At 33.0% G+C, this 24576-nt stretch carries 24 protein-coding genes, 1 tRNA gene and 1 pseudogene; 5 read left to right on the top strand and 21 right to left on the bottom strand.

Annotation, left to right across the window (positions count from 1 at the left end; translation table 11 throughout):
• Positions 1-89 precede the first annotated feature (89 nt).
• The 8 genes from BDW31_RS01180 to BDW31_RS01220 form a co-directional block, all read right to left on the bottom strand.
• Entirely contained in the window at positions 90-641 is a 552-nt protein-coding gene (locus tag BDW31_RS01180; RefSeq protein WP_053024371.1) for a DUF805 domain-containing protein, read from the bottom strand.
• A 137-nt stretch (positions 642-778) separates the two neighbouring features.
• Positions 779-1645: a hypothetical protein gene (locus tag BDW31_RS01185; RefSeq protein WP_053024370.1), complete on the bottom strand. Its 867-nt coding sequence runs from the start codon at positions 1643-1645 to the stop codon at positions 779-781.
• Positions 1646-1787: 142 nt separating this feature from the next.
• Positions 1788-2792: an N-acetylglucosamine kinase gene (locus BDW31_RS01190; RefSeq protein ID WP_053024369.1), complete on the bottom strand. Its 1005-nt coding sequence runs from the start codon at positions 2790-2792 to the stop codon at positions 1788-1790.
• 13 nt (positions 2793-2805) lie between these two features.
• The gene (locus BDW31_RS01195; RefSeq protein ID WP_070440412.1) at positions 2806-3894 is read right to left on the bottom strand and encodes a DUF871 domain-containing protein; all 1089 of its coding nucleotides are present in this window, start codon (positions 3892-3894) and stop codon (positions 2806-2808) included.
• A 294-nt stretch (positions 3895-4188) separates the two neighbouring features.
• The gene (locus tag BDW31_RS01205; protein ID WP_053016156.1) at positions 4189-4506 is read right to left on the bottom strand and encodes a PTS lactose/cellobiose transporter subunit IIA; all 318 of its coding nucleotides are present in this window, start codon (positions 4504-4506) and stop codon (positions 4189-4191) included.
• A gap of 15 nt (positions 4507-4521) precedes the next feature.
• Positions 4522-5817 carry a PTS sugar transporter subunit IIC gene (locus tag BDW31_RS01210; protein ID WP_053024366.1) on the bottom strand — a complete coding sequence of 432 codons (1296 nt, stop codon included), beginning with the start codon at positions 5815-5817 and terminating at the stop codon, positions 4522-4524.
• Between the two features lie 24 nt (positions 5818-5841).
• A complete protein-coding gene (locus BDW31_RS01215) occupies positions 5842-6144 on the bottom strand; it encodes a PTS sugar transporter subunit IIB (protein WP_011274517.1) in 303 nt (100 codons plus the stop codon).
• 13 nt (positions 6145-6157) lie between these two features.
• The gene (locus BDW31_RS01220; protein ID WP_110708975.1) at positions 6158-7009 is read right to left on the bottom strand and encodes a MurR/RpiR family transcriptional regulator; all 852 of its coding nucleotides are present in this window, start codon (positions 7007-7009) and stop codon (positions 6158-6160) included.
• 188 nt (positions 7010-7197) lie between these two features.
• Between BDW31_RS01220 and BDW31_RS01225 the strand changes: the two genes are divergently transcribed.
• Positions 7198-7875, top strand: coding sequence for a M15 family metallopeptidase (locus tag BDW31_RS01225; RefSeq protein WP_037550859.1), 678 nt, complete (start codon positions 7198-7200; stop codon positions 7873-7875).
• Positions 7876-7896: 21 nt separating this feature from the next.
• Here the strand turns inward: BDW31_RS01225 and BDW31_RS12655 are convergent, their stop codons facing one another.
• The 5 genes from BDW31_RS12655 to panB form a co-directional block, all read right to left on the bottom strand.
• Positions 7897-8049, bottom strand: a complete 153-nt coding sequence (locus BDW31_RS12655; RefSeq protein ID WP_240556536.1) for a hypothetical protein — start codon at positions 8047-8049, stop codon at positions 7897-7899.
• Between the two features lie 72 nt (positions 8050-8121).
• Positions 8122-8583 carry a hypothetical protein gene (locus BDW31_RS12660; protein ID WP_240558757.1) on the bottom strand — a complete coding sequence of 154 codons (462 nt, stop codon included), beginning with the start codon at positions 8581-8583 and terminating at the stop codon, positions 8122-8124.
• A 388-nt stretch (positions 8584-8971) separates the two neighbouring features.
• Positions 8972-9355 carry an aspartate 1-decarboxylase gene (gene panD / locus BDW31_RS01235; RefSeq protein WP_011274512.1) on the bottom strand — a complete coding sequence of 128 codons (384 nt, stop codon included), beginning with the start codon at positions 9353-9355 and terminating at the stop codon, positions 8972-8974.
• Positions 9356-9361: 6 nt separating this feature from the next.
• Positions 9362-10213 (bottom strand): pantoate--beta-alanine ligase, encoded by an 852-nt coding sequence (panC, locus tag BDW31_RS01240; RefSeq protein ID WP_110708977.1) that lies wholly within the window; start codon positions 10211-10213, stop codon positions 9362-9364.
• Positions 10206-11024: a 3-methyl-2-oxobutanoate hydroxymethyltransferase gene (gene panB / locus BDW31_RS01245; protein ID WP_110708979.1), complete on the bottom strand. Its 819-nt coding sequence runs from the start codon at positions 11022-11024 to the stop codon at positions 10206-10208. Before panB ends, panC begins: the two co-directional genes overlap by 8 nt.
• Before the next feature lie 269 nt (positions 11025-11293).
• On the opposite strand from panB, the gene BDW31_RS01250 reads away from it, so the two are divergent.
• Positions 11294-12142: an oxidoreductase gene (locus tag BDW31_RS01250; RefSeq protein WP_110708981.1), complete on the top strand. Its 849-nt coding sequence runs from the start codon at positions 11294-11296 to the stop codon at positions 12140-12142.
• 53 nt (positions 12143-12195) lie between these two features.
• Here BDW31_RS01250 and BDW31_RS01255 read toward each other — a convergent pair whose 3' ends face one another.
• The 6 genes and pseudogenes from BDW31_RS01255 to BDW31_RS01280 form a co-directional block, all read right to left on the bottom strand.
• Positions 12196-13113, bottom strand: coding sequence for a D-ribose ABC transporter substrate-binding protein (locus BDW31_RS01255; RefSeq protein WP_037550866.1), 918 nt, complete (start codon positions 13111-13113; stop codon positions 12196-12198).
• Complete coding sequence (locus BDW31_RS01260; RefSeq protein ID WP_110708983.1) at positions 13110-14072, bottom strand: ABC transporter permease; 963 nt, start codon at positions 14070-14072, stop codon at positions 13110-13112. Before BDW31_RS01260 ends, BDW31_RS01255 begins: the two co-directional genes overlap by 4 nt.
• A pseudogene (locus BDW31_RS01265) lies at positions 14053-15549 on the bottom strand (sugar ABC transporter ATP-binding protein). The gene BDW31_RS01260 and the pseudogene BDW31_RS01265 overlap by 20 nt, the downstream one beginning before the upstream one ends.
• 12 nt (positions 15550-15561) lie before the next feature.
• Positions 15562-15951, bottom strand: a complete 390-nt coding sequence (gene rbsD / locus BDW31_RS01270; RefSeq protein ID WP_037550872.1) for a D-ribose pyranase — start codon at positions 15949-15951, stop codon at positions 15562-15564.
• A complete protein-coding gene (gene rbsK, locus BDW31_RS01275; protein WP_110708985.1) occupies positions 15944-16825 on the bottom strand; it encodes a ribokinase in 882 nt (293 codons plus the stop codon). Before rbsK ends, rbsD begins: the two co-directional genes overlap by 8 nt.
• Positions 16822-17793, bottom strand: a complete 972-nt coding sequence (locus tag BDW31_RS01280) for a LacI family DNA-binding transcriptional regulator (protein ID WP_037550874.1) — start codon at positions 17791-17793, stop codon at positions 16822-16824. Before BDW31_RS01280 ends, rbsK begins: the two co-directional genes overlap by 4 nt.
• Before the next feature lie 241 nt (positions 17794-18034).
• Between BDW31_RS01280 and BDW31_RS01285 the strand changes: the two genes are divergently transcribed.
• On the top strand, positions 18035-18898 hold the full coding sequence (locus tag BDW31_RS01285) for an HTH domain-containing protein (RefSeq protein WP_070485150.1): 864 nt from the start codon (positions 18035-18037) through the stop codon (positions 18896-18898).
• 326 nt (positions 18899-19224) lie between these two features.
• Here the strand turns inward: BDW31_RS01285 and BDW31_RS12910 are convergent, their stop codons facing one another.
• Both BDW31_RS12910 and BDW31_RS01295 read right to left on the bottom strand, forming a co-directional pair.
• Positions 19225-20115 carry a hypothetical protein gene (locus BDW31_RS12910; protein WP_370591665.1) on the bottom strand — a complete coding sequence of 297 codons (891 nt, stop codon included), beginning with the start codon at positions 20113-20115 and terminating at the stop codon, positions 19225-19227.
• A gap of 529 nt (positions 20116-20644) precedes the next feature.
• Positions 20645-21508, bottom strand: a complete 864-nt coding sequence (locus tag BDW31_RS01295; RefSeq protein ID WP_046464629.1) for a trypsin-like serine peptidase — start codon at positions 21506-21508, stop codon at positions 20645-20647.
• A gap of 223 nt (positions 21509-21731) precedes the next feature.
• Between BDW31_RS01295 and BDW31_RS01300 the strand changes: the two genes are divergently transcribed.
• Positions 21732-21821: transfer RNA gene (locus BDW31_RS01300), tRNA-Ile, on the top strand.
• Positions 21822-22191: 370 nt separating this feature from the next.
• Positions 22192-24390, top strand: a complete 2199-nt coding sequence (lip, locus tag BDW31_RS01305; protein WP_110708987.1) for a YSIRK-targeted triacylglycerol lipase — start codon at positions 22192-22194, stop codon at positions 24388-24390.
• Positions 24391-24576: the final 186 nt, after the last annotated feature.

Here is a 24576-nt window from a genome sequence, read left to right on the forward strand (position 1 = left end):
ATATACTAAAAAGGTTCAACGTGGTTAATCATTAACTGCACGTTGAACCTTAATTTATGTTGATAAGCATATTGAATTAGAACATTGAATTATTCATAATGTCCTTTGAATTTAGGACTTTCTCCATATTTATTTTTATTAAATTTACTATTTAAGCATGTGATTACTAACTGATAAATTGAAATAGCAAATTGTACTAGAGCAAATAGGAGAATAAATAGCAATGCCCAACCATTTTCACCATTAGGGTCACTAATATTCCAAATCAATTGGACAATAAAAGATATCACACCTAATACAACTGATAAAATAGGAATAAACATCGTACGATTCGTATCATGGAAACGTCTGACTGTCATTGCTAAATTAGGAATGAATGTAATAATTGCGTATAAAACTATATAAATAATTGCGATAACTAACATAACTACGCTTACAATGGATAAAGCTTCAGATTGAAACCCTGCTGAGAGCATAATCATGATTAATGACATAATATAAAGAATCAGAGCGGGTCCATAAAATATTAAATGCCATAATTGCATAAACCAGTATTCACTTCGTCTTGAGCGACCTTTGAAATTAAAATAATTTTTCCAAAACAACTTAAATGCTTCGCCAAAACTTACTTTTGGATTCATAAGCATAAACTCCTTTGTATGATTTTAATTGCCGTCTTCCCCTTATCTTTATCGTATCATACTGCCATAATTATAAAACCCTATATAAAAAGTTCTCAAGCTAATTCAATTAACCTAAGAACTTTAGTGTGAGCTTATTAATTTTCTTGCTTTATAACTTTACCGTTAGCATCTAACTTAATAATTTTATTATTTTTAGTTTTATATGTACCTAAAATTTCTCCATCTTTATTTCGATAATTCACAATCCAATCCCCACTATGACCAACCATTTTAACATCGTCCCATAAATAGTTTGTCTTACCTACTGCAATACCTTCGAAATCTGAAATCATTTGATACACTTGGTTACGGAAATGTGTATTAACTGTTCCTGATTTCTCTAAGTATTCTGCAGATAATGGATTGTTATTTTCTTTATCTTTTTTAGATAAATTATCTACAATATTTATCTTATCAGTTAATTCTGGTAAAGCTTTGTTGTCTTTATTCGCTTTATAGACATCAATTAATTTTACTTCTTTACCTTTTCCTAATAAATCTTTGTAATCTAATGAACCAGATTGCATACGTCCGATAAAGATTTTATCATTACTAACTCCGATTAATGCTTCAAAGTTCCCTTTATTAGGTGATACATTATAGAAATTCATACCTTTTCGAGCATTTTTGATGCTATCATCGTACTTCACAAGTTTGAAATCAACTAGTTTAAAGTTTTTATTTCCAGTCGCAAGTTTGTATTCATAAATTCCAGTTAGAATTTCATTCTTAGTCAATGTATATCGGTCAACATCCTCCACACAGAAGGCAAGTGCTAATTTTTGTTTTTCAGAAAGCTTTGCTACTTCCTTTTCCAGCTTTTGGTCTTTTTTAGACTTCTTAGATTTTGTTTGTTCCGCGTTAGATTTCGTTTTAGCGCTATCTTCTTTGGAACCATCATTAGAACCACAAGCTGCAAGTAAAAGTAAAAACACCCCACACATAAATAATAGTTTCTTCATCTATGTCTCCTCATATCATTTGCATTTTTAAAATCAATTAATTATACTATATTTTATTTATAAAAGTGTACTTTGTAAATACTTATTTGAAAGTATTTCTTGCAAAAAAAGTGCTCCATTATAATTTTTGGAGCACTCTTTTTTAATATAATTTATTAATGTCGTTCCAACTATTTTCAACAGCTTGTTGAATCGTTCGAGTAAATTTATTCTGATTATTTTCTATTAAAGACAATACATAAGCTCCAATTACGGGTGGGAATTTAGGTATTATAATTTCATTACTTGGATATGTCTTCTTCAACTTAATAATAACGTTATCTTTAAACTCAAGATTAGAAAATAGACCCCCACATAATACGATAGGTGGTTTATATTGTTTTTTATCAATTGAAAGAAACGCACCCTTAACTAACTCAATCAATGAATCTATACTGTTATTAATAATTTCTATAGCAACATCATCACCATTTCGAGCAACTTCAAAAACTACTTTTGCTAATGAAGCGATATTTGATCGCATCTCTAAATTTTGATACACGTATGGAATTATATCTGTTTCATGTCTTAGACTTAAATGTTTCTTAATTGCTTCAGTTAATTGAGTAGACTTACCTCTTCCATCATAACTTTTCATTATTGCAACAAGTGCTTGCCTACCTATATCATATCCACTACCTTCATCACCTAGTACATATCCCCATCCACCAACTCTATTTAATTCATTTGTTTTCTTATTATAGCAATATGATATAGATCCAGTACCAGCTATAAGTACAATACCGGATTCTCCATATGTACCCGATGCCAAAGCACATATGGCGTCATTTTCAACAATAACTTTTATCCTATGCAATTTGTACTCTTCCAATGATTTAATGATTAAGTTTTTTTCTAATTCTCTCCCGGCACCACTTAAAGATAAATATATAGTGTTAATATCATTTAACTCTATCTTCGCTTGTGTTCTTAATATCGATATCATATTCATTAATGTCGTTTTGGCAGAATCTAGCCCTTTAACCTGTATATTTGTAGATTCAGCTATAGTATATCCAACTATTTCTCCATAGTTGTTACCAATCACACCTGCCGTTTTTGTTCCTCCGCCATCAATACCAATATAATATTTCTTATTAATATTCATTGTTAAATCAATCCTATTCTTTCACATTCAACACGAAAGATTGCCAAGGTTCTATTAAATCTAATAAAAAATGTTCATCTTCAGTAATTTTACCAATAACATTTTTCACACCACTATTTCCCATATTTTGAAGTGCTATCTGCATTTCTCCCTTATAATGACCATAAGTTTCATTACAAATTAAAATATCTCCCTTTTCAATTTTAGAAGTATTATGTGGTGGAAATTCTCTATCTTTAAAATGTACTCTACTCATTGTTGAGCGAATAACATAGTCTGAGACATCGCCACGATTAAAGTGCTCTTCTTCCAAAATAATCTTTTTTTCTAAATTTGAAATATCAGGGTTCAACTCAATATTAAGTGTAGGCATTGATAAATTAATCTTGGATAATGCATATAACTCTTCATTGGTAGCATAAGCGTTACTAATAATAATATCATCAATTAGTCCAGTCATTAATAAGTGCTTTGCTTGGACTTCAATGGGTAAATCTCTGTGGTCTTCTAATGTAGGTAATCCTTCCATTACTTTCCATGGTCCTATATTGCCATGTTGAGATGTTACGAATGCTGCAGTCGTCAATTGATGTTGCTTATATGATTCTGATGTTTCTTGAAAATGATTAAATGATAAACCTGTATATTGCTGTGGATAAAAGTTGTGACATCCAATCAAATTGTCTTTGTTAGGCTTATAATTTAGAACATCATTAATAAATGTTGCACTCGTACTTATATTTAATTCAATATACATATTTTGCTTATTATGAGTCATTTTTGCTACTTCTTGTGCTGAAAAGCCTGAATCAATTCTAATTCCAGAAACTCCCAATTGATCGAAAAATGTTAAATCTAAATTATCTATTTGAAGGTCTTTAAACACTTCTCGATTAATATCAGCTATGACCTCCATACCGTTCTTATTGGCATATTTAACAATTTCCTTAAACTTTTCAAAAATTTCACGTTCTTCTTGTTTCACAGATAGCAAATTAGTAAATATTCGTTTAAAACCATATCTCACACTATTATCAATATAATCTTTCATCATCTCTAAGTCAGATTGTGTAGGATAAATTGAGATACCTAATCGATGCATTTATTTGCCCTCCTCAGATTTATAGATAACACCTTTAATTTTTTTATTTTCAAGTAATTGTCTTGATTTTTCAAAAAATAAAATACTATTGAATGTAATCAAAAAATATATAATTATCCATCCGAATTTATTAATTTCATCGAAAATTAAAATTGGAATACCAATGATAAATGGCATAATTACTAAAAGTAACCATCTGTTAATCACTACTTTCTTAATAATCAATTGTGATAGCTTTAAGCAAAAAATTAATAGAATTAATAAACTTAATATATACAAAAGTCTCATGGAATATCACTTCTCTTCTAACTTTTTATATAGTTCAATCATCTTTTCAATTAAACTTTTTTCACTCAATGCTGTCATAAGATGGTCTTGTGCATGAATCATTAATAGCGAAGTATCTACTTTTTCACCATTAATTTCATCTTGAATTAAACGTGTTTGTGTTTTATGAGCTTCTGCCATTTCTTGCTCTGATTCATCTAAAAATTTTTTTGCTTCCTCAAAATTTCCTTCAGTAGCACTATTTAATGCTTCATAAGCTAAACTTTTCGCATTTCCTCCATGTGCAATAATTTCAAATATCTCTGCTTCATTTTTATTTTCCATAACAAGTCACCTATCCTATTCTTTTTCTACAGAATCTTCATAAAGACTTTGTTCTTGAGCTAACATTTCACGCTCATATTTTTTAAAGAAAGGATAATAAAGCACGATTGCAATAAGTAAATTAATTAATACTAATATCAGTGCTTTCCAATCTCCGTTAGTGGCAAACAATGCACCGATAGGTCCTGGTAATGTCCAAGGTGCTAAAATTGTAATTTTTGCAATTAATCCTAATTTAAAAACAAAATACGTGATAGTCGTTAAAACCAAAGGAATAAATATGAATGGTAAAGCTAGAATAGGATTCATTACTAATGGAGTTCCAAAAATAAGAGGTTCATTTATATTAAATATGCTAGGAATAATTGAGAATCTCCCTACTTTTTTAAGATACTCTGATTTAGAGAAAACCATTAATATACACAAACTTAACGTTGCACCTGCTCCTCCAATCCAAACAAACCATTGGAAAAACGGTTCTACAACTATATTAGGAAGTTGCTCTCCAGCTGCCTTTGCGTCTATGTTTTGATCTAAAAGTGAGAACCAAATCGGTTGGAAAACAGCTCCCATAACAGCAACACCATGTATACCTGCAGCCCATAAAAGAACAATAAAGAATACTGGTATTAAAGCACCTAATAATGAATCACCTGCAAATTTGCCAAGCGGTTCAAATAGCATGTTAACAATCTTATTTAAATCTATATTTAAAATCACACGAATGAACCATGAAATGATAATAACTAAAGTTGCTGGAATTAAGGATTCAAAAGATCTGGCAACTGAACTAGGAACTTGTTCCGGCATTTTAATAGTAAAACCTGATTTAATAACTAATCGACTTATTTCTACTGCAAATATCATAGAAATGATAGCTACAAATAAACCAGAACCTCCTAAATCTGCCATAGGCAACACATATCCAACAGCATCTTTTTTAGCTAATTTATCATCTAAATTTAATGGAATATTCATCATTAGAAAGGTTGCTAATGAAAGTAAACCACCTGAAAGACCATCCATTTTGTATGATTTTGATAAATTATACCCCATACAAAACGCTGCGTATAAAGCCATTAAACCTAATGTCATTCTATTTGCGATCATTATCTTCTCAGCATGTGGTTGTACTAAATCTGCAAGATAGGGTATTGGTGGTGACGCAAATAAAGTGAAGAATGATCCGACAATAATCAATGGTAACGTTGCAATAATACCATCACGAATGGCAACTAAATGTCTTTGCTCAGATGCCTTTGCCATTGGTGTCATTAATACTTTTTCAAGCCATTGTAATATCTTTTGCATAAAACCATCTCCCAAACATTTATATTATTTATCGTATCCTTTAATTTGTTTTAAAATTTTAGGCGCACCTATTGGTGTATAACCCATTGGATCAACTACATCAACTGGTTTCCCAACTTCATCTCCCATCTTTTTAAACTTATCTAAACGATGCTTAACTTGTGGAGCAACTAGCCCTAAATCGTAATTTTCAATTTGATTCTCAAATTCCTCTGATCCAACCGCTTTAATTTCAAGATCATAATTTTCCTTATCTGCTTGTTTCTTTATTGAGTCAACAACCATTGCGCTTGACATTCCACCTGAACAAACCATAATTACTTTCATTTAAAACACTCCTCTATTTGAATTTATTATTTTTTATAGCTTTTCTTGTATTTTCTAGTTTCTGACGGTTGCTTAAATAATCATTACTAGCAATGCAAATATACAAAATATCAATGATACTTAACATTGCAATTCTTGAGCTCATTGCTCCACTTCTTTTTGCTTTTTCGGAAGAACTAACAAACAGCTGTACGTCTGATAAATTAGATATAGGATTATTACCATATTTCGTTATAGAAATTACTTTTGCACCTTTCTCTTTGGCTAACTGAGTAGAATTAACTATATCTTTAGTTTGACCTGAACTTGATATAGCAATTACTACATCTTCTGAAGAAAGATTAGCACTTAAAGTAACTTGTTCATCAAAGCTATTTCCGATATCACACCAATAATCAATACGTGTTAGTTTTTGCTTAAAATCTTGTGCAATAAGAGCTGAAGCTCCAATACCATAGATACAAGTTTTTCTCGAATTAACAATTAACTCAAAAGCATGTTTAATGTTTTCTGTTGATAAAATTCTTTCTGTATCTCTTAAAGTCTTAGTATTGTTATGAAATACAGATTGCGTAACTTCTTCAATTGAATAATCTTTATCTATTTCTGCATAACCACGTTGATAATTCCCCGGTTCGTTTAAGTCATAAGCGATTTTTAGCTTTAAGTCTTGAAAGCCCTTACATTTTAATTTTTTTGATAACCTAACAACAGTTGCCACACTGACGTTTGTTAGGTCTGCTAGTTTTTGTACGGAATAATTAATAATTTCATCTGGATGCTCAAGAATATACTCTGCAACTCTACGTTCCGAGGGATTTAAATCGCTTAAAGATGATTCAATAATAATCAAACTACCATGCAATAAACATCACCTCTAAAAAGAATAATATTTCACTTTAATTACAATTTACAAAATATTATTACATTTGTCAAAATCTAATTTATATGTAATATTGTTATATTTCATCTTAATTCATTTGCTTTTTTATGCTAATCTTACATTGTAATGAATAATATGATATTAAAATATTTTTGGAAAGGAATTATATTGTGAAGAAGTTTCTTTCAATTTTAATTTTGAGTACCTTAATTTTATGTGCATGTAGCTTTGAACGAGACGTAGAAAATAAGAATGATCGTAATGCATCGACTAAAACTACTGGCAATGAACAAAAGAAGAAGGAAGTCATAAACGGTAGAACATACTATGACGGCATTTTAATCGTTAATAAAACAACTAAACTACCATCTGATTACAATCCTGGTGAGGAGCCTAAAGCACAACGTGCATTACAACAAATGTTTACTGATGCTGAAAGAGATGGTGTGAGTCTTTATAAGATTAGTGGATTTAGAAGTTACGAAACACAAGTGAATTTATATAATCAATATGTTGCGCGCGATGGTGAAGAAAATGCAGACCGTTATAGTGCACGTCCTGGCACTTCTGAACACCAAAGTGGGTTAAGTTATGATGTGGGTGCTATTGGATCAGATGCTAATTTACGTGAACAATTTGGAGAAACAAAGGAAGGACAATGGATTGCGCGACATGCGCATCGTTATGGTTTTATCGTGCGTTATCCAAAAGGTAAAGAACAGATCACAGGCTACCAATATGAACCGTGGCATTTGCGTTACCTAGGAAAAAACAATGCGACTAAAGTACAACAATCTGGTCAATCCTTAGAGGAATATGTTAAATATAAAGATCGCTCAGAAAACTAATATATTGCATTCTGAGCGTTTTTATATACTATTCAACTTTTTTTCTTTAACTACATTTCCATTAGCATCGAGCTTTTGAATTTTGTCATTCATATTTCTATAAGAACCAACGATTTCTCCATCTTGATTACGATATCGTACCGACCAATCTTCATTTGAATTAAGTAGCTTCACATCTTCCTATAAATAACCTGAATCTTTTAAACTAATACCTTCAAAGTCTGCAATAATTTGATAGATTTGATTTCAAAGATGTAAACCTACTACACCCGATCGTTCTATCTCTTTATTAGACATTCCATTCTCGTCATAACTTATTTCAAGATACTTATTATCAATATGCATTTTACTTACTAATTCTGGCAAGGCTTTATTATTTTTTAAATAGACATCTTTTAAATTTACTTCTCTTCCATGTTGCATTAATTCATTATAATCACTGATTGCAGCTTGCGTTCCTCCTAAGAATATCTTCTCATTATTCACACCGATGATGGCAGCGAAACTTCGTTTGTCAGGATATACGGTGTAAAAATGCATATCTTTTGGCGCATTTGTAATAGGTTTATCATATTTAACTAATGTAAAATCAACTAATTTATAGTGTTCCTCTCCAGCTGGATCTATAGGTAAATAAAATCCAGTTAAAATTTCATTTTTCGTTAATGTATATTGGTCAACATGGTCGACACAAAAAGCTAAAGCCAATTTTTCCCTTTCAGAAAAGTTAGGTATAATATCTTTGTTTTTTTCTTCATCCTTCTTTTTAATATCAACCTTATTTTGCTTTTTATTGTCTTTTGTTGTCTTAGTATCCGTTTGTTTCGTGTGAGATTCCGCTTTATTTTCTTTAGATGGTTCAAGTGTACTTCAGGCTGTTAACACTAACTTAAATGTGATGCTAAGTTATAGAAATTTTTTCATTAGCGATCCCTCTAATCTTATAACATTTTTATATAATATTATTATACTATACAAATGTTATAATTTTAGGTGATGTTTATAACACTCTGATACACAGCCCACACAAAAATCCGATAGCTTTTAAGCTACCGGATCAAATCAATTTTGTTATTTAGACTGCTGTCACACTTATTTATTTGATTATTGTTCCTTCTTTTTCATGAATCATTTGAATAATTTCATTCTTTTCATTCATAACAGCCACTTTAGGCGCATGGTCAACTAATTCACGTTCATCTAATTGAACATAGGTCATAATAATCACCACATCGTCAACTTCAACTAATCGAGATGCTGCACCATTAAGACAAATCTTGCCACTACCTCGTTCACCAGCAATAACATATGTTTCAAAGCGGGCACCATTATTGTTATTTACGATGGCTACCTTTTCATTAGGTAAAATGTCGACTGCGTCTAAGATATCGGCATCAATTGTAATACTTCCGACATAATTTAAATTTGATTCAGTCACACGTGCTCTATGAATCTTACCGTTCATCATCGTTCTAATCATAACTTACTATTCACTTCCTAAAATTATACTATCTATCAATCGTGCTTTCGAAAACTTAACAGCTAAAGATATAAAAATTTGTCCTTGTATTTCTGTCGCAACTTCTAAATCAGGATAACTATAAATTGCAACTTCATCAATGTGACCACTTGTATATTCCGATAAATATGTCTTAATCTCACCAACAATAATATGGCTGCGTCGTTCTCCTTGTTTATACAATGTTTGAGCTATTTCTAAACTTTTACTCAAGTGAACAGCTTCTTGTCTCTCGTCGTCAGTTAAGTATACATTTCGCGAACTACGTGCAAGTCCATCCGCTTCACGTACAATATCAATACCTACAATTTCAATTGGATGATTAAAATCTTCTACCATTTTTTCAACAATTGCGAGCTGTTGTGCATCTTTCTTACCAAAGTATGCTTTATTAGGACTCATAATATTAAATAACTTGTTTACGACCGTAACTACACCATCGAAATGACCTGGACGTTGTGCACCTTCTAAGACTTCCGCTAGACGTCCTACCTTTAACGTGACACTTAGCTTGTTTGGGTACATTTCTTCTACTGCTGGATGGAATACATAATCAACATTAATTGCTTCAACTAAGGCTAAATCTTGATCAATTTGACGTGGATAGGCATCGAAATCCTCGTTTGGACCAAATTGTAGAGGGTTTACAAATACACTGATTACAGTAATATCATTCTCTTCAACTGAGCGACGCATCATACTCAAATGACCTTCATGTAAGGCTCCCATCGTTGGAACAAAGCCAATCGTTTTACCTGTACGCTTCAATTCCTGTGTAATTTGTTGCATCTCAGATACAGTTTGAATCACTTTAGTCATTGTTGTTTACCTCATTCAATATCTTTTTCTTATATGTGTGGGCTTCAGCTGGAAAAGTGCCTGCCTTAACTTCTTCATCATAATGTATGATGGCATCAATTCCTACTGAAAAATCGCCAAATTGTTTTACAAATTTAGCATAGCGATCAACGCCATAATTTAACATATCGTGATAAACCAATACTTGACCGTCTGTGTCTTTTCCTGCTCCAATACCAATAACGGGTATATCTAATTGCTCACTAATTAAACCAGCTAAGTCACTTGGAATTGCTTCTAATACTAAAGCAACTGCGCCTGCTTCTTGAACTGCATGTGCCTCTTGAATTAACTGTTTAGCCGCATCTTTCGTGCTACCTTGTAATCGATATCCCATAACACCAACGCTTTGTGGCATTAATCCTAGATGCGCTACGATTGGTATTCCAATTTGTGTTGATTTCTTAATGAAATTAACTAAATGTGCACCTTCTGCTTTTAACGCATTGGCATTTGTTTCTTGATAAAGTGTTATCGCATTTTTTAAATCATGTTCATCACTTACACCAACTGCGCCAATTGGTAAGTCCACTACTACAAAAGTATCATCAGCACCTCTACGTACAGCTTTGCCGTGATGGATCATGTCTTCTAATGTCACTTGTGTTGTTGTTTCATAACCTAGTATCGTCATTCCAAGTGAATCACCAACTAAAATCATATCTATATTTGCATCCTGTGCTTGTTTGGCACTTGGAAAGTCATATGCTGTAATCATCGAAATTTTTGTTTTGTCTTGTTTCATTTCAACTAATTTTGCTAAATTTTTCATTTTAAATTAACTCCTATTATTTATGTCCACATTTTTAAACAAAACTTTATAAGTTGCTATCCCATTATTTCAATTCAATATTATATATCAACTTCTATATAAAATCATATCATTTTCTGTTCTAATATTTATCTTTGCTTATCCATCTTTTTAATTAAAAGATTAATTTACATAGAAAAGTAAAATGATTATACTATATGATTATATTTATGGTGCACAAATACTTCTATACATATATGTTTAATTCTAATCAGAAAGGAAGGTTTAAAATGAAAATTGCTGTTATTGGACCTGGTGCGGTTGGTACGACGATTGCTTATGAACTGCAGCAATCACTGCCAAACGTTACATTAATCGGTCGTGCTAATAAGATAATGACCCTCCAACCTGTAAATGAAACTATCAAAGTCCATAGTATTGATGACATAAATACGCAATTTGATGTTATTATCATTGCGGTTAAAACGCACCAACTTAATTCACTAATTCCAAAATTACATCATTTCGCACATAATGAAACGTGCTTTATTTTAGCTCAAAATGGTTATGGCTTATTGCCGCAACTTCCTTTCAAACACAAATATCAGGCAGTCGTATATATAAGTGGCCAAAAATCCGGAAACGAAGTCGTTCATTTTCGAGATTATCGTTTACATTTGCAAAAAGATGATACCACAACGCATTTAAAAGCATTATTCGATACAACCAAAATTGAAATGGTTTTAGAAGACAATATTGAAGAAAAAATTTGGTATAAATTATTAGTGAATTTAGGTATTAATTCTATAACTGCACTTGGTCACAATACTGCTCAAATCTTAAAAATTAACGAAGTCAAACATCTATGTCGTCAACTATTAAAAGAAGGACACCAAGTAGCCGAAGCATCAGGTATACAGTTTCCAAATACAATCGTCGATGACATTATACAAATTTATGCTGGCTATCCTGATCATATGGGAACAAGTATGTATTACGATATAATCAATCATCAGCCATTAGAAGTCGAAACAATACAAGGTTTTATCTTTAAACAGGCAAAATCTCATAACGTGAACACACCACATCTAGATACAGTTTATGCATTGTTACGTTCTCATCAATCACTTATTAATTAAAAAAGATTCTGAGATGACTTACCGTCTCAGAATCTTTTTTATTTCAAACATATTTAGTTCTTACTTTGTTTCAATTTTAATGGCACTTTGATTTGTTTATCTACAGAGTCGCCTTTCATTAGTCCATTGACCACTTTAATTGCTTCTTTACCCATAAGTTCAGGTTGTTGAGCTATTGTCGCATCTAGTTTGCCATTTTTTATTGATTTCATTGCATCTTCGTTGCCATCAAATCCAATGACTTGAATATCCTTATCCCCAATTGCTTCGATTGCACCAAGTGCCATTTCATCATTTTGAGCAAAGATAGCTTTAATGTCAGGATGTGCTTCTAACATGTTTTGCGTTACGTTTAATCCTTCTGCTCTATCAAACTTAGCACTTTGTTTAGCAATTACTTTTAACTGTTTATCTGCAATTTCATGGAACCCTTTACCTCTTTCTCTCGTTGCACTTGCACCTGGAACTCCTTCAAGTTCTCCAACTTTTGCATTTTTACCTACTTTATCAACTAAGTAGTTGCCAGCCATTTTACCGCCTTCAACGTTATCTGATGCAATAAATGACGCAACTTCGCCTTTATCAACAGATCTATCTAACGTGATTACTGGAATACCCTCATTGTTCGCTGACTCCACAGCACTTGAAATCGCACTTGAATCTGTTGGGTTAACAATTAAGTAATCAACTTGTTGTTGAATTAAATCTTCAATGTCATTCGTTTGTTTAGCTGAATCATCCCGAGCATCTACAACTTTAACTTTCATACCTTGTGCTTTAGCATCTTTTTCAATTCCATTTTTAATTTTAACGAAGAATGGATTATTTAAAGTTGAAATACTTACGCCTATTGTAATTTCTGATTTTTTCTTATTTGTTTTACCATTTTTATCATTCTTCAATGGTGATTCTAAGGAACATGCTGCTAAAAATAGGACAAGTGCTAATGTCATGGCTAATAATTTTTTCATATTGTTATCCTGCTTTCTCTTATTTTTTTACGATCAATTAATACCGCAATTAAAATAACTACACCTTTAACGACTTGTTGATAGAATGAAGAAACACCAAGTAAATTTAATCCATTATTTAAAACACCTATAATAAGTACACCTATTAATGTTCCAACAATTCGTCCTTTACCACCTGTTAATGACGTACCACCAAGTACTACGGCAGCAATGGCATCTAACTCATAAGAAGTACCTGCTGTTGGTTGTGCAGAATTTAAACGTGATGTTAATATGCCTCCGGCTAACGCTGACATTAGCCCTGAAATTCCATAAATTAAAATTTTAATTTTATTAACTTTGATACCTGAAATTTTAGCAGCTACTTCATTTCCACCAATCGCATATGTATGGCGTCCAAATGTTGTTTTTTGAAGAAGAATAAGCAAAATCACAAACACGATAATCATTGTTACTGCTGGTACTGGAATACCGATAAAGTAGCCTTTACCAAATAATTGGAATAAATAACTATCCCCTAAATTTGTTATTGGATTTCCGTCAGTAATAACTAATGTTAATCCACGGAAAATCGTCATCGTCGCAAGTGTTGCAATAAATGGCGCCATATTTCCTTTAGTAACTAATAAACCATTTACTGCACCTAAAACAAAACCAATCAGTACGCCAATAATTAATGCAATTATTGGGTCAACACCACTCGTAATCATTAATGCAATAAACGCCGATGACAATGCAAGAATTGAACCAACTGATAAGTCTATACCGCCAGTTAAGATAATGAATGTCATACCAAAGGCAATCAGACCATTGATAGAAATTTGTCTTAATAAATTGAGTAAATTAGATAAATCTAAAAATGATGGGTTTAAAATACTCACTACAATAATTAATAAAATCAAACCAATAAATGGAATAATCTTTTCCATGAACGATGTTTTAGCTGTTAACTGTTTCATTTAAAGTTCCCCCTGTAGCTAAAGTCATAATATTTTCTTCTGTAATTTCATTTCCTGTAAGATCCCCTTTGATATTACCTTCATGAACGACCATCACTCTATCGCTCATACCAATGACTTCAGGCAATTCAGATGAGACCATAATAATAGACACACCACGATCCGTGAGTTCATTCATAAGTTGATAAATTTCTCTTTTTGCTCCGACATCAATACCTCGTGTAGGCTCATCTAAAATAATGATTTGCGCGCCGGTACCAATCCACTTTGCTAATACGACCTTTTGTTGATTACCACCTGATAATGAGCCGGCCGGCAGTCTACCTGGAGATTTAATATTGAGTCTTTTACGCATCGTATCAACAAATTGCTCAGAACTTTTATCGTCTACGATGCCATGTTTTGAAAAGCTAAATAATGAAGGTAACACCATATTGTCTTTAATGGAGAAGTCTAAGATTAACCCTTCTTCTTTACGATTCTCAGTTATAAAAGCAAGTCCATGTTTCATCGCTTCGATTGGAGACGTTATAGATACTGTTTGTCCTTTAATTTCAATTTCATTATCTGCTTTATCGACACCGAACAAACTTCTCATCATCTCAGTCCGACCTGCCCCCATTAGACCACTCACGCCCAATATTTCACCTTCTTTAAGATAAAATGATTGATTCTCAATATGATGTAGCGGATTATTGAGACGTTTTACGTTTAAAACAACATCTTGTGGTTCATACGTTCTATGTGGAAACTGTTCATCTAGTTCACGTCCAACCATTGCTTTAACAATTTGGTTGTATGTTAGATTTGCCGTTTCATCATACATAACAGAGACACCATCACGCATCACCGTTATTTCATCCGAAATCTCAAAATTTTCAGCCATTCTATGTGAAATGTATACAAAGGCCACGCCTTTAGCTTTTAAATTATGAATCATGTCGAACAATCGACGTATTTCTTTATCTGTTAATGTTGCTGTTGGTTCATCCATAATAATGATTTGTGCTTTAGTCATCATCGCTTTAGCTATTTCTATCATTTGTTGCTCACCAATTGAGCAATCTTTGACCACTTTGTTTAATGGAATGTAGAAATCTAATTCTTTAAACACTTGCTCAGCTTGTTGCTTCATTTCTTTTTTATTTAGTATTCCTATTTTGTTTCTGATTTCTTTTCCAACGAATAAATTATCAAGCACTGTTAATTCTGGATATAAATTCAATTCTTGGTGAATAAATGTTAATCCTTTTTCTTCCGCTTCTTTAGGATTGTTATAGTCGATCTAAATATCAGAATTAGTGATAACACCTTGATCTTTTTTATGAATCCCAACTAGAATTTTCATGAGTGTTGATTTACCAGCCCCGTTTTCTCCCATTAGTGCATGCACTGTACCTAGCTTTAGAGTAAAATCAACACCCTTTAGAACCTCGTTGTCCCCGAAGGCTTTATGGATATTAGTCATTTGAATCATTAATTTCACCCCTTAAAATATGACACCACTTTGAAGTATGATGTTTGCATATGGCGTTGCTTCCCCTGTACGAATAATTGTTTTAGCGTTTTTAGTTAATGCTTTAAATGTTTCGTGATTAACTTGTTCTATTTCTGAAAAGTCCTTTGTCACTTGTTCAAAGATAGGTGCATTGTCTACTTCCATTTCTTCAGCTATCGTTACGTGTTCAATTTCCATATGTTGCTTAAGTACTTCATAAACTTCTAGAAAACTTGGCTGTCCCAATGTTAAAGCAAGGTCAATCTTCTTAACGTCTTTAGGAACGGGTAACCCACAATCAGCTATTACAATTTGATCTGTATGTCCTAAATCACTGAGTACTTTTGAAATGTCGCTGTTTAATATGCCTGTTTTATACATCTAATTCACCTGCAATTTCTGAAAAGGTTGGCATGCCACCTTGAGCGCCCATACCTGTTACTGAATGACTTGCTGCTAAATTCGCAAGTTTAAGTGCTTGTGCAATTGAATATCCTCTTTGTAATCCTACTGCGAAAGCCCCATTGAATGTATCCCCAGCACCTGTTGTATCTTTAACTTCTCGCTTAAATCCATCAATTTGAACCTTTTCAGTGCCGTTATGATACATAGCACCTTTATCTCCTAATGTAATTATTAACTTGTTAGGGTAACGCTCTAATGCTTTATCAATATCAGTCTGGAACATCGCATTGCTTTCTGTTTCATTAGGTGTAATGTACGTCGCTTTATCAATAACATCTGCCTCTACTTCTCGGAATGGCGCTGGGTTAAGAATTGATATCATATCGTGTTCATCGCAATATAATACGACATCTCTTACTGTTTCAGCGGGAATTTCTTGTTGAATTAAAACAATGTCACCTGCTTGAGCTTGACTTAAAGCTTCCAACGCGTAATCTGACGTAACATAGTTATTAGCTGAAGGTACAACGATGATACTATTATCATTGTCAGATAAAGTGATATGTGCCGTACCAGATGCAGAATGTGTAACGGGTTTCAGAAATGCCGTTAAAACATGATTGTCTTCTAAGTTTGTAAAAATTTGATTCCCGAACTCATCATCACCGATGCGTCCTACCATATAAACATCATCACCGAGTCTTGCAGCTGCTACTGCTTGGTTTGCCCCTTTTCCACCAGGTGTCGTAAAGAATGACTCACCTAGAACGGTTTCACCTTTACTCGGTACTTTATTTGTAGAAACTACTAAATCAATAGATAAGCTTCCAACTACATATATACTTGTCATTTTTTCTTCCTCCTTGTAGATTCTCTATGAATGACATCAACATCTAATACGACTTTCGTCGTTATGTCATTGTGTTCTAATTGATTAATCAAACCTAATGCTGCTTGTTTCCCTATTTCATACGCAGGTTGTTCTATCGTTGTTAGACTTGGATAAAATAACTTGGCTAATGGAATATCATCATATCCAATGACTTGTACATCATCTGGAATATGGAAGTGTAAATCATGTAACCATTTCATGATTTTAAGCGCAGTTACGTCGTTACTACATATCACACTATCGATATGGTTATGGTTAACATATGCTTTCAGTTTATCAATTGTGATGTCATGCTCATTCTCAATCCATAATTGAATGTCATGATTCTTTAGAGTAGTCCTTGCACCATTAAATCGTTCTTCAAAAGAGCGATAATTCAAGTCTTGATGCAACAATAGTACACGCTGTGCATTTCCTTTAATAATTGTCTCAGCTTGTAGTTTCCCACCTTTATAATGGTCCGCTTCTATACATTGCTGATTATCTGTTACACGGTCAATTAGTACATAGGGTAATTGATATGAATTAAACTGATCAAAGGCAAATTGAGTTGATAACTGTGAAACAATGACGCCACTACAATTATTCACTTTAAAAGTGGTTAGATAGTTTAGTTCTTTATGTTCTTGCATTTCACCATTGCCAATCATGACGTGATACCCTTTTTGAATTGCTGTGTCCTCTACACCTTTAGCAACAATTGTAAAGAACGGGTTACTCATATCTGGTAAAAGCAGTCCAATTGTTTTTGATTTTTTGGTAAATAAAGTTCTTGCAGTCTCATTAGGATAATAATCTAATTCTTTGATGACTTGTTCAATTCTTTTACGTGTTGCTTCCTTCACATAACCACTTTTATTAATCACTCTTGAGACTGTGGCTACTGACACATTTGCTTGTTGAGCCACTTCTTTAATCGTTCTCACTTTGCCACCCCTTTTGTGTAACCGCTTACATGAAAATTTATCACTTTTTTCTTTTAAATGCAATATTAAATAAAATACTTATAAATTAACTCTTTTGTGAATGGATGTCGTCTTAATATTTATGTTTATTGATATATCGCTACTTTTTAATTTTGGAATTATACACATCGCAAAAAGAATATGATACTATATAATTAATTTTCAAAGTAAATATAGAATTGATGCAAAGGGGACCCAATTCTTGGATAAATCAACTCGTATACTCAATATTTTAACTTTGCTTCTTAAAGGTCACGTTGTTACGCAACACGACTTAAATCAATTTACTGATGTGAGTAAGAAATCGATACAGCGTGATATTAAAACTATTAACACATTCTTTTATGAAAATAAGTTTTGGAGTCATAGTAATACTAGAGTCGTTTATAATCATCAATTGGCAGGATATGAACTTAAGCAGAAAACACAAAGTAAACATAGTTTAGGCATCCTTAGTTTACTCATTAAACTTCAAAGTTTAACACCCATATTGCATCACGATATTCACAAATTTTTACTTAGCTCAATTAGTTCAATGAAGGTTTCAGATAAACACGTTTTAATGAGTACGTTAAATCAATTTAAAATTAGACAGGAATTATTGCCCGGGAAAAATCTTATGATTTTACAAAAAGCGATTGTGAATAAAGGTATTGTTCGCATCGAGCTTAAAGATAAAAAGATAGTCATTAAACCATTATCTATTTTGTATATGCATTATGATTATTGGTTTACGTATGAAGAAGATCATGAAATTGAGACGATTCTACTTCGTGATATCTTGTCTGTGAAAGTTTTAAATTTGAAATTCAAGAAGGATGGCACTTGTAATCCTGTTTTATTCCAAATACACACACACTTTTGGAACCAATTCCAACAGCAATTTTCTATTAAAGAAGTTGTTGAACGAAGTGAGGATTATATTACAGTATGGGTGAATTGTACGCGTTTCGATGCGTACTACATTGCTTATCAATTAGCGCCACATGCTAAGATTCTGAAACCACAATCGTATATTGATAGTTTTGTAGAAAGATTAGATGAGATTAAAGGTATTTATAAATAATGAAAGTGTTCGATAAAGTAGTTTATAGATAGATTTCGCTTGCTTGAGTTATTTCTCTTTTCAGCGGGAAAGGCTCTAAAGCAGTTCTTTGATTTTAATCATTAGAACTACTTACTTAAGCGTATAAACACTTAAGATCCTTTTCCCCAGCTTGCTTTGCTTGTAGATTTTCTTGTTGAAAATCTCTTTGCTGGGGCCCCACGCGCAACAATATACATAATTCATCTATGTATCTCCAAAATACAATAAAATTAGGCACTTCGTTAATTTGGTTAACATCACTATGCTAAATTAACGAGGTGCCTTATATTGTTTATTTTAAAGGTTTATTCTTCTTCGCCGTTTTCATCATATTTCGTAACGCTACCGTCTGAGGTTACAATATATGATCCAGCTAATTCACCATTTTTATCAGTAAATGAGAAACCCCAATCTCCGTCAGAATTTTTTTCTGGTTCTTTATATGTGTATGTGTCCGTATCTAAAGTATGCCCTTCGTATTCTTCGACTTTATCAATGACATTATCACGTGTCACCGTTTCGTCACTTGAACTACTATCAGAGTCTTCTGAGCTACTGTCATCTGAATTTGAACTATCATAATGTTCAGGTTGTCTAGGCGTATCAGATGTAATGTAACTTGCTACTTTTTCAATATCTGAATCTGAAGCATTCTTAATCTTCTTTGTTTGACCATTTTTCAAAATTCGAGCTGTTTCTTGTTTAGAGTAGCCATCTTCGGTCCAACGATGGTCTTGGAAATGACTTGGTACATCGTAAAATGTGACTGTCCCATCATTATTATCTTTAAAAGTAATGTGACCTAGAGCTGTAACGGATGGACTTAATACAACGGTTCCTTCAGGATACACTTCTGAAGCATCTTCATTATATGGATTAATCGGTTCACCGGACATATCTACAGGTTCATACGTATGGTCCTCTCCGTTAAATATGTCATCTGCGTCATTTCGTGCTGTCAGCCATATTTTAGCAAAGTATTCTTTCGTATTTTTATTATTACTATTAGCAGAATGTGCACTATTAGAACCACCACTAATAGAAATTTGTTTTGCGACTTTTTTATAATCTGAATCTTTGCCATATTTATGATATAAATCTTTAACATCAAGTTCATGTCCTAAGTCAGATTGAATAAATTGTCGGTATTTGCCTGTACTTTGTGTACCTATTACTGCTACTTTATCATCACTCACACCGATTAACGTCGCAAAGGATCCTTTGCTAGGTGAGGCACTATAAAATGTCATCCCTTCTGGTGCGTCTTCAACTGCTTCTCCAGTTGCTTGTAATTCGTATTTATCTATACTTTGTTGCTTTTTCCCAGTATTACTATTTTCAATATATGAATGACGCTTTAAATCATTGGCAGTTATAGCTACATTAGATACACTGTCATCACTTAGCGCTAATGCGACTTTCTCAGCTTGATTTAAATCTTTAACACTGTTTACTGAATTCACATCATTATTTTTCTTGTTATCATTAGTGCTATTATCAGATTTCGAATTACTATCTTTATTCGATTTATCCGTTTGTGATGATTTGTTGTTATCTTCGGATGCTTCATTTCCAAGTCCAAAATCACTTAAACTACAACCAGCTAATAACATTGTTCCAGTAAGCGTACCAATCATTAAATAATTTCTCTTCATTTCTCTCCACCCTTTATTCCCTTTGTATAATAAATTGCGAAACGCTTGTAATTCAATTTATTCAATCAAATTACTTAATATGTTGACGAACAAATTTGCCAGCATATCCTTTGAAAGACTCTCCTCCAGAAGCTTCTTGCTTAGCATACATATCGGTCGCAGTACCACCTAAATTGTGTCCATACGTTCTCATACCGTACATTGTAGTATATTTGCTATTTAACATAGGCGAACCTGACGCACCTGATCTAAAAATGTCTTTCGTTTGAATTTCTGAACCATTAGGAGAAAATTGTGTTACGCGAAATTTACTAAGATATGGTTTCGTATTGTCGCCATTAATTTTTGAGTAACCTAATGAATATAGAGGTGTATTAAATTTCAATTTCTTAATTTCAGAATCTGTCGCAATACGCATTGGTTTAGCATACTTCGACATATTTTCTTTAGTGTGGACTATCGCAATATCATATTGCGGTACCTTAATGACTTCATTTGCATGAAAAGTATAAGGTATTGATTTACCATTACGATTCAATTGAAATTTAATATATTTTGGTGCTGCAGCTTTACCATATTTATCATCAATAACATGTCCATTTGTAACAAAGGTATGCGCACCAATAACCGTACCAGTACCCATTGAGTCTTGACCTTTATATTCTGGAATCCCCACTTTCCAACCATTTAAATTCGAAACACGACCAATAGATTTCAAATTACTTTGGGATGCCTTTGGATAATATTTGTTTGAAATTGAACTGTTACTGATCTTTTTAGCTTTTAAATATCCTGAGTACTCACCTGCATGTAAGCCATCATAATAATAGTTACCAACAGCTTGCGCGTCATCATGATGACCGGCATAACCAAACATCGTTGTTCCAATCACTACACTTGCAATAAATGTTTTACCAAATTTTGATTTCCACATATTATTCTCCTCAATACCTTTCTTTTATATAGCTATGTCATGACATACATCGCTCAATATAATAATTATTCAATATTATTATATGATATTAGTCGGACAATATGCGTCTTTAGATGTATTAATTAATAAAACTTTAGACTTATTTTTTTAATTTAATAACAAAAGCAAAGTATTTTTTGTTTACAAAATAAAGTGATAGAGGTAAAATGTAAAATATATTTATGGAGGGGTACTCAAGCCTGGCTAAAGAGGCCAATCATTTATGATTGGTAGGAGCTTTTTGCTCGCGTTGGTTCAAATCCTTCCCTCTCCGCTATTTTACGACTGAAACGATTATCGTTTCAGTCTTTTTTATGATTTAAAGATCGTTCCAACTCGTTGCCATATAAAAACGATTCCTACTAAGTCATTGACAATTGTTAATGAGCAAGGTTACTATTTGTTTAAATTACTTTGAAAGAGATACGTTTTTTCACTTAAGGTATCCTCGCAATACATATTTTTTTACCTCATTTTGTAAACGCTTTCTCTTTTAAAATGAAAGGGAGGTCATTATGGAAGCTATTAAAGCGATCTTTAGCAAATTGTTTGAATTCTTGCCACGAGCAATCATTAATTTATTTATCTAATATGGATTCATAGATTTTCATTTTCAAAAATTAAATACAATAGAGGTGCTGTTTATGAAAACAAGAGAGAACAGATTTAGTATTCGTAAATTGAGCGTAGGCGCGTCATCAGTTGTAGTAGCAACGTTGCTATTCATGGGAGGTGGCTCAGCACAGGCAGCCGAGAAACAACAGGAAGTGGGAACTCCTGAAACGGCGTCAGCACAATCTATTGGGGATAAAGACACATACGCGACTCAAAAGGGACAAGTTCAATCAACTGAACAAGATAAGTCGCAAGCGTCTCAAACTGAAAATAATACAAATAATTCACAAACTAGCTTACATAATGAACATAATCAAACTGACGATGCATCTACAACGAATGAAACTACTACAGCTTCAAATAGCGATAACCAACAAACTGAAGCTAAACAAACTTCTAAACAATCACTTTCAACTGATACACAAACTTCTAAACCAACTACTAACGACGGCATAACAAAGCAACAATCTGAATCATCTAAACAGGAAGAACCGTCAACGCAATCAACTGATACAGCTTCTAAAGAAGACGACACAATTAAGAAAACAATTGCACATACGCAATCACAAACTGATAAAACGTCTGATAATAAAAAAGAAGCATTAAATCAACTACATTCAAATGTTGTTAAATCTGAAGATGCAAATACTTCTTCAAATGAAACTAATCCAAACACAATTAAATCAACTGAACAACAACAGTCAATAGAATCAAATACATCAGATAAACCAAAAGTCAACAATCAACAAGCACAATCACAACCAAAGGATAATGACGACAATCAAGGTGACGCACTTAAAACCGCAACACAATCTCAGCAACAAACGTTAACTAAGAAGGAAGCGACAACCTCTGAAGTAACGAATCGTCTTAATACACAAAATAGCGATAATAATATTTCAATTGATGGGCAAACTAACCCTACTTTAGATGGTGATAAGTCTTCTAAACAAAATAAAGATGCACAATCTGGGTTAAATACACTTAAAAATAACGCAGTCGCAACGACAAACACTCAATCTAAATCACAAGCTGCAACTGGAACGAAAGATCAAACCAATAAAGTTGCGAAACAAGCTCAGTATAAAAATCAAGACCCTATTATTTTAGTTCACGGATTTAATGGTTTTACTGATGACATAAACCCATCCGTACTAGCGCACTATTGGGGGGGCGGTAAATTAAACATACGCCAGGATTTAGAAGAAAACGGCTATGAATCTTATGAAGCGAGCATTAGTGCGTTTGGTAGTAACTACGATCGTGCTGTCGAACTTTATTACTATATTAAAGGTGGAACTGTGGATTATGGTGCTGCACACGCTGCCAAATATGGTCATGAACGTTACGGTAAAACATATGAAGGCGTATATAAAGATTGGCAACCAGGCCAAAAAGTACATCTTGTAGGACATAGTATGGGCGGTCAAACGATTCGTCAATTAGAATCATTATTAAGAAATGGTAATCCAGAAGAACAAGAATATCAACGTGTACATGGTGGCGATATTTCACCTTTATATCAAGATCAAAACGATAATATGATTTCATCAATTACGACACTTGGAACGCCACATAACGGCACACATGCGTCAGATTTATTAGGTAACGAAGCGCTTATTCGTCAAGTTGTCTTTGACGTAGGAAAAGTACTTGGCAATAAAGATTCACGTGTAGACTTCGGTCTGTCTCAATGGGGTCTAAAACAACAGCCTAACGAGTCTTACGTTGACTATGTCAAACGTGTTAAAGATTCAAAATTATGGCAAACCAAAGACAATGGCTTTTATGATTTAACACGTGAAGGTGCGACAAATCTTAATCGTCAAACATCATTAAACCCTAACATTGTGTATAAAACTTACACAGGAGAATCAACACATGCATCGTTGTTCGGACGTCAAAAATCTGATTTAAATTTATTCTTCCCATTTACCCTTACTGCTAATGTAATTGGTAAAGCAGCTGAAAAAGAATGGCGAGAAAATGATGGCTTAGTGTCTGTTATTTCATCACAACATCCATTTAATCAAGCTTATACACAAGCAACGGATACAAATCAAAAAGGTATTTGGCAAGTAACACCAACAAAACATGATTGGGATCATGTAGATTTTGTCGGCCAAGATAGTACTGACACAAAACGCACTAGAGCTGAATTACAACAATTTTGGCATGACTTAGCAGATGATTTAGTTCAAAGTGAGAATTTAACACGCAACGCTTAATACATTTCAAGTTTAATCAAGAGGAGGTCTCGTTATGTCTGGTACTTTTCTTCAATTAATAGGTTCTCTATTTAACATCTTAAAAGTATTATTCTCATAAATGCGTCATAACATGATAAGCACCGCCTATTAAAAAGCATTCGCTTTTCATAATAGGTGATGCTTATTTTCATTCGTATATTGCTG

This window comes from Staphylococcus sp. AtHG25, assembly GCF_003217445.1.
Lineage (GTDB): Bacteria > Bacillota > Bacilli > Staphylococcales > Staphylococcaceae > Staphylococcus > Staphylococcus haemolyticus.

Excerpts from the sequence above, each read along its gene's own strand:
- BDW31_RS01180 (WP_053024371.1), bottom strand. The coding sequence starts at position 641 with ATGAATCCAAAAGTAAGTTTTGGCGAAGCATTTAAGTTGTTTTGGAAA.
- BDW31_RS01185 (WP_053024370.1), bottom strand. The coding sequence starts at position 1,645 with ATGAAGAAACTATTATTTATGTGTGGGGTGTTTTTACTTTTACTTGCA.
- BDW31_RS01190 (WP_053024369.1), bottom strand. The coding sequence starts at position 2,792 with ATGAATATTAATAAGAAATATTATATTGGTATTGATGGCGGAGGAACA.
- BDW31_RS01195 (WP_070440412.1), bottom strand. The coding sequence starts at position 3,894 with ATGCATCGATTAGGTATCTCAATTTATCCTACACAATCTGACTTAGAG.
- BDW31_RS01205 (WP_053016156.1), bottom strand. The coding sequence starts at position 4,506 with ATGGAAAATAAAAATGAAGCAGAGATATTTGAAATTATTGCACATGGA.
- BDW31_RS01210 (WP_053024366.1), bottom strand. The coding sequence starts at position 5,817 with ATGCAAAAGATATTACAATGGCTTGAAAAAGTATTAATGACACCAATG.
- BDW31_RS01215 (WP_011274517.1), bottom strand. The coding sequence starts at position 6,144 with ATGAAAGTAATTATGGTTTGTTCAGGTGGAATGTCAAGCGCAATGGTT.
- panD (WP_011274512.1), bottom strand. The coding sequence starts at position 9,355 with ATGATTAGAACGATGATGAACGGTAAGATTCATAGAGCACGTGTGACT.
- panC (WP_110708977.1), bottom strand. The coding sequence starts at position 10,213 with ATGACTAAAGTGATTCAAACTGTATCTGAGATGCAACAAATTACACAG.
- panB (WP_110708979.1), bottom strand. The coding sequence starts at position 11,024 with ATGAAAAATTTAGCAAAATTAGTTGAAATGAAACAAGACAAAACAAAA.
- BDW31_RS01250 (WP_110708981.1), top strand. The coding sequence starts at position 11,294 with ATGAAAATTGCTGTTATTGGACCTGGTGCGGTTGGTACGACGATTGCT.
- BDW31_RS01255 (WP_037550866.1), bottom strand. The coding sequence starts at position 13,113 with ATGAAAAAATTATTAGCCATGACATTAGCACTTGTCCTATTTTTAGCA.
- BDW31_RS01260 (WP_110708983.1), bottom strand. The coding sequence starts at position 14,072 with ATGAAACAGTTAACAGCTAAAACATCGTTCATGGAAAAGATTATTCCA.
- rbsD (WP_037550872.1), bottom strand. The coding sequence starts at position 15,951 with ATGTATAAAACAGGCATATTAAACAGCGACATTTCAAAAGTACTCAGT.
- rbsK (WP_110708985.1), bottom strand. The coding sequence starts at position 16,825 with ATGACAAGTATATATGTAGTTGGAAGCTTATCTATTGATTTAGTAGTT.
- BDW31_RS01295 (WP_046464629.1), bottom strand. The coding sequence starts at position 21,508 with ATGTGGAAATCAAAATTTGGTAAAACATTTATTGCAAGTGTAGTGATT.
- lip (WP_110708987.1), top strand. The coding sequence starts at position 22,192 with ATGAAAACAAGAGAGAACAGATTTAGTATTCGTAAATTGAGCGTAGGC.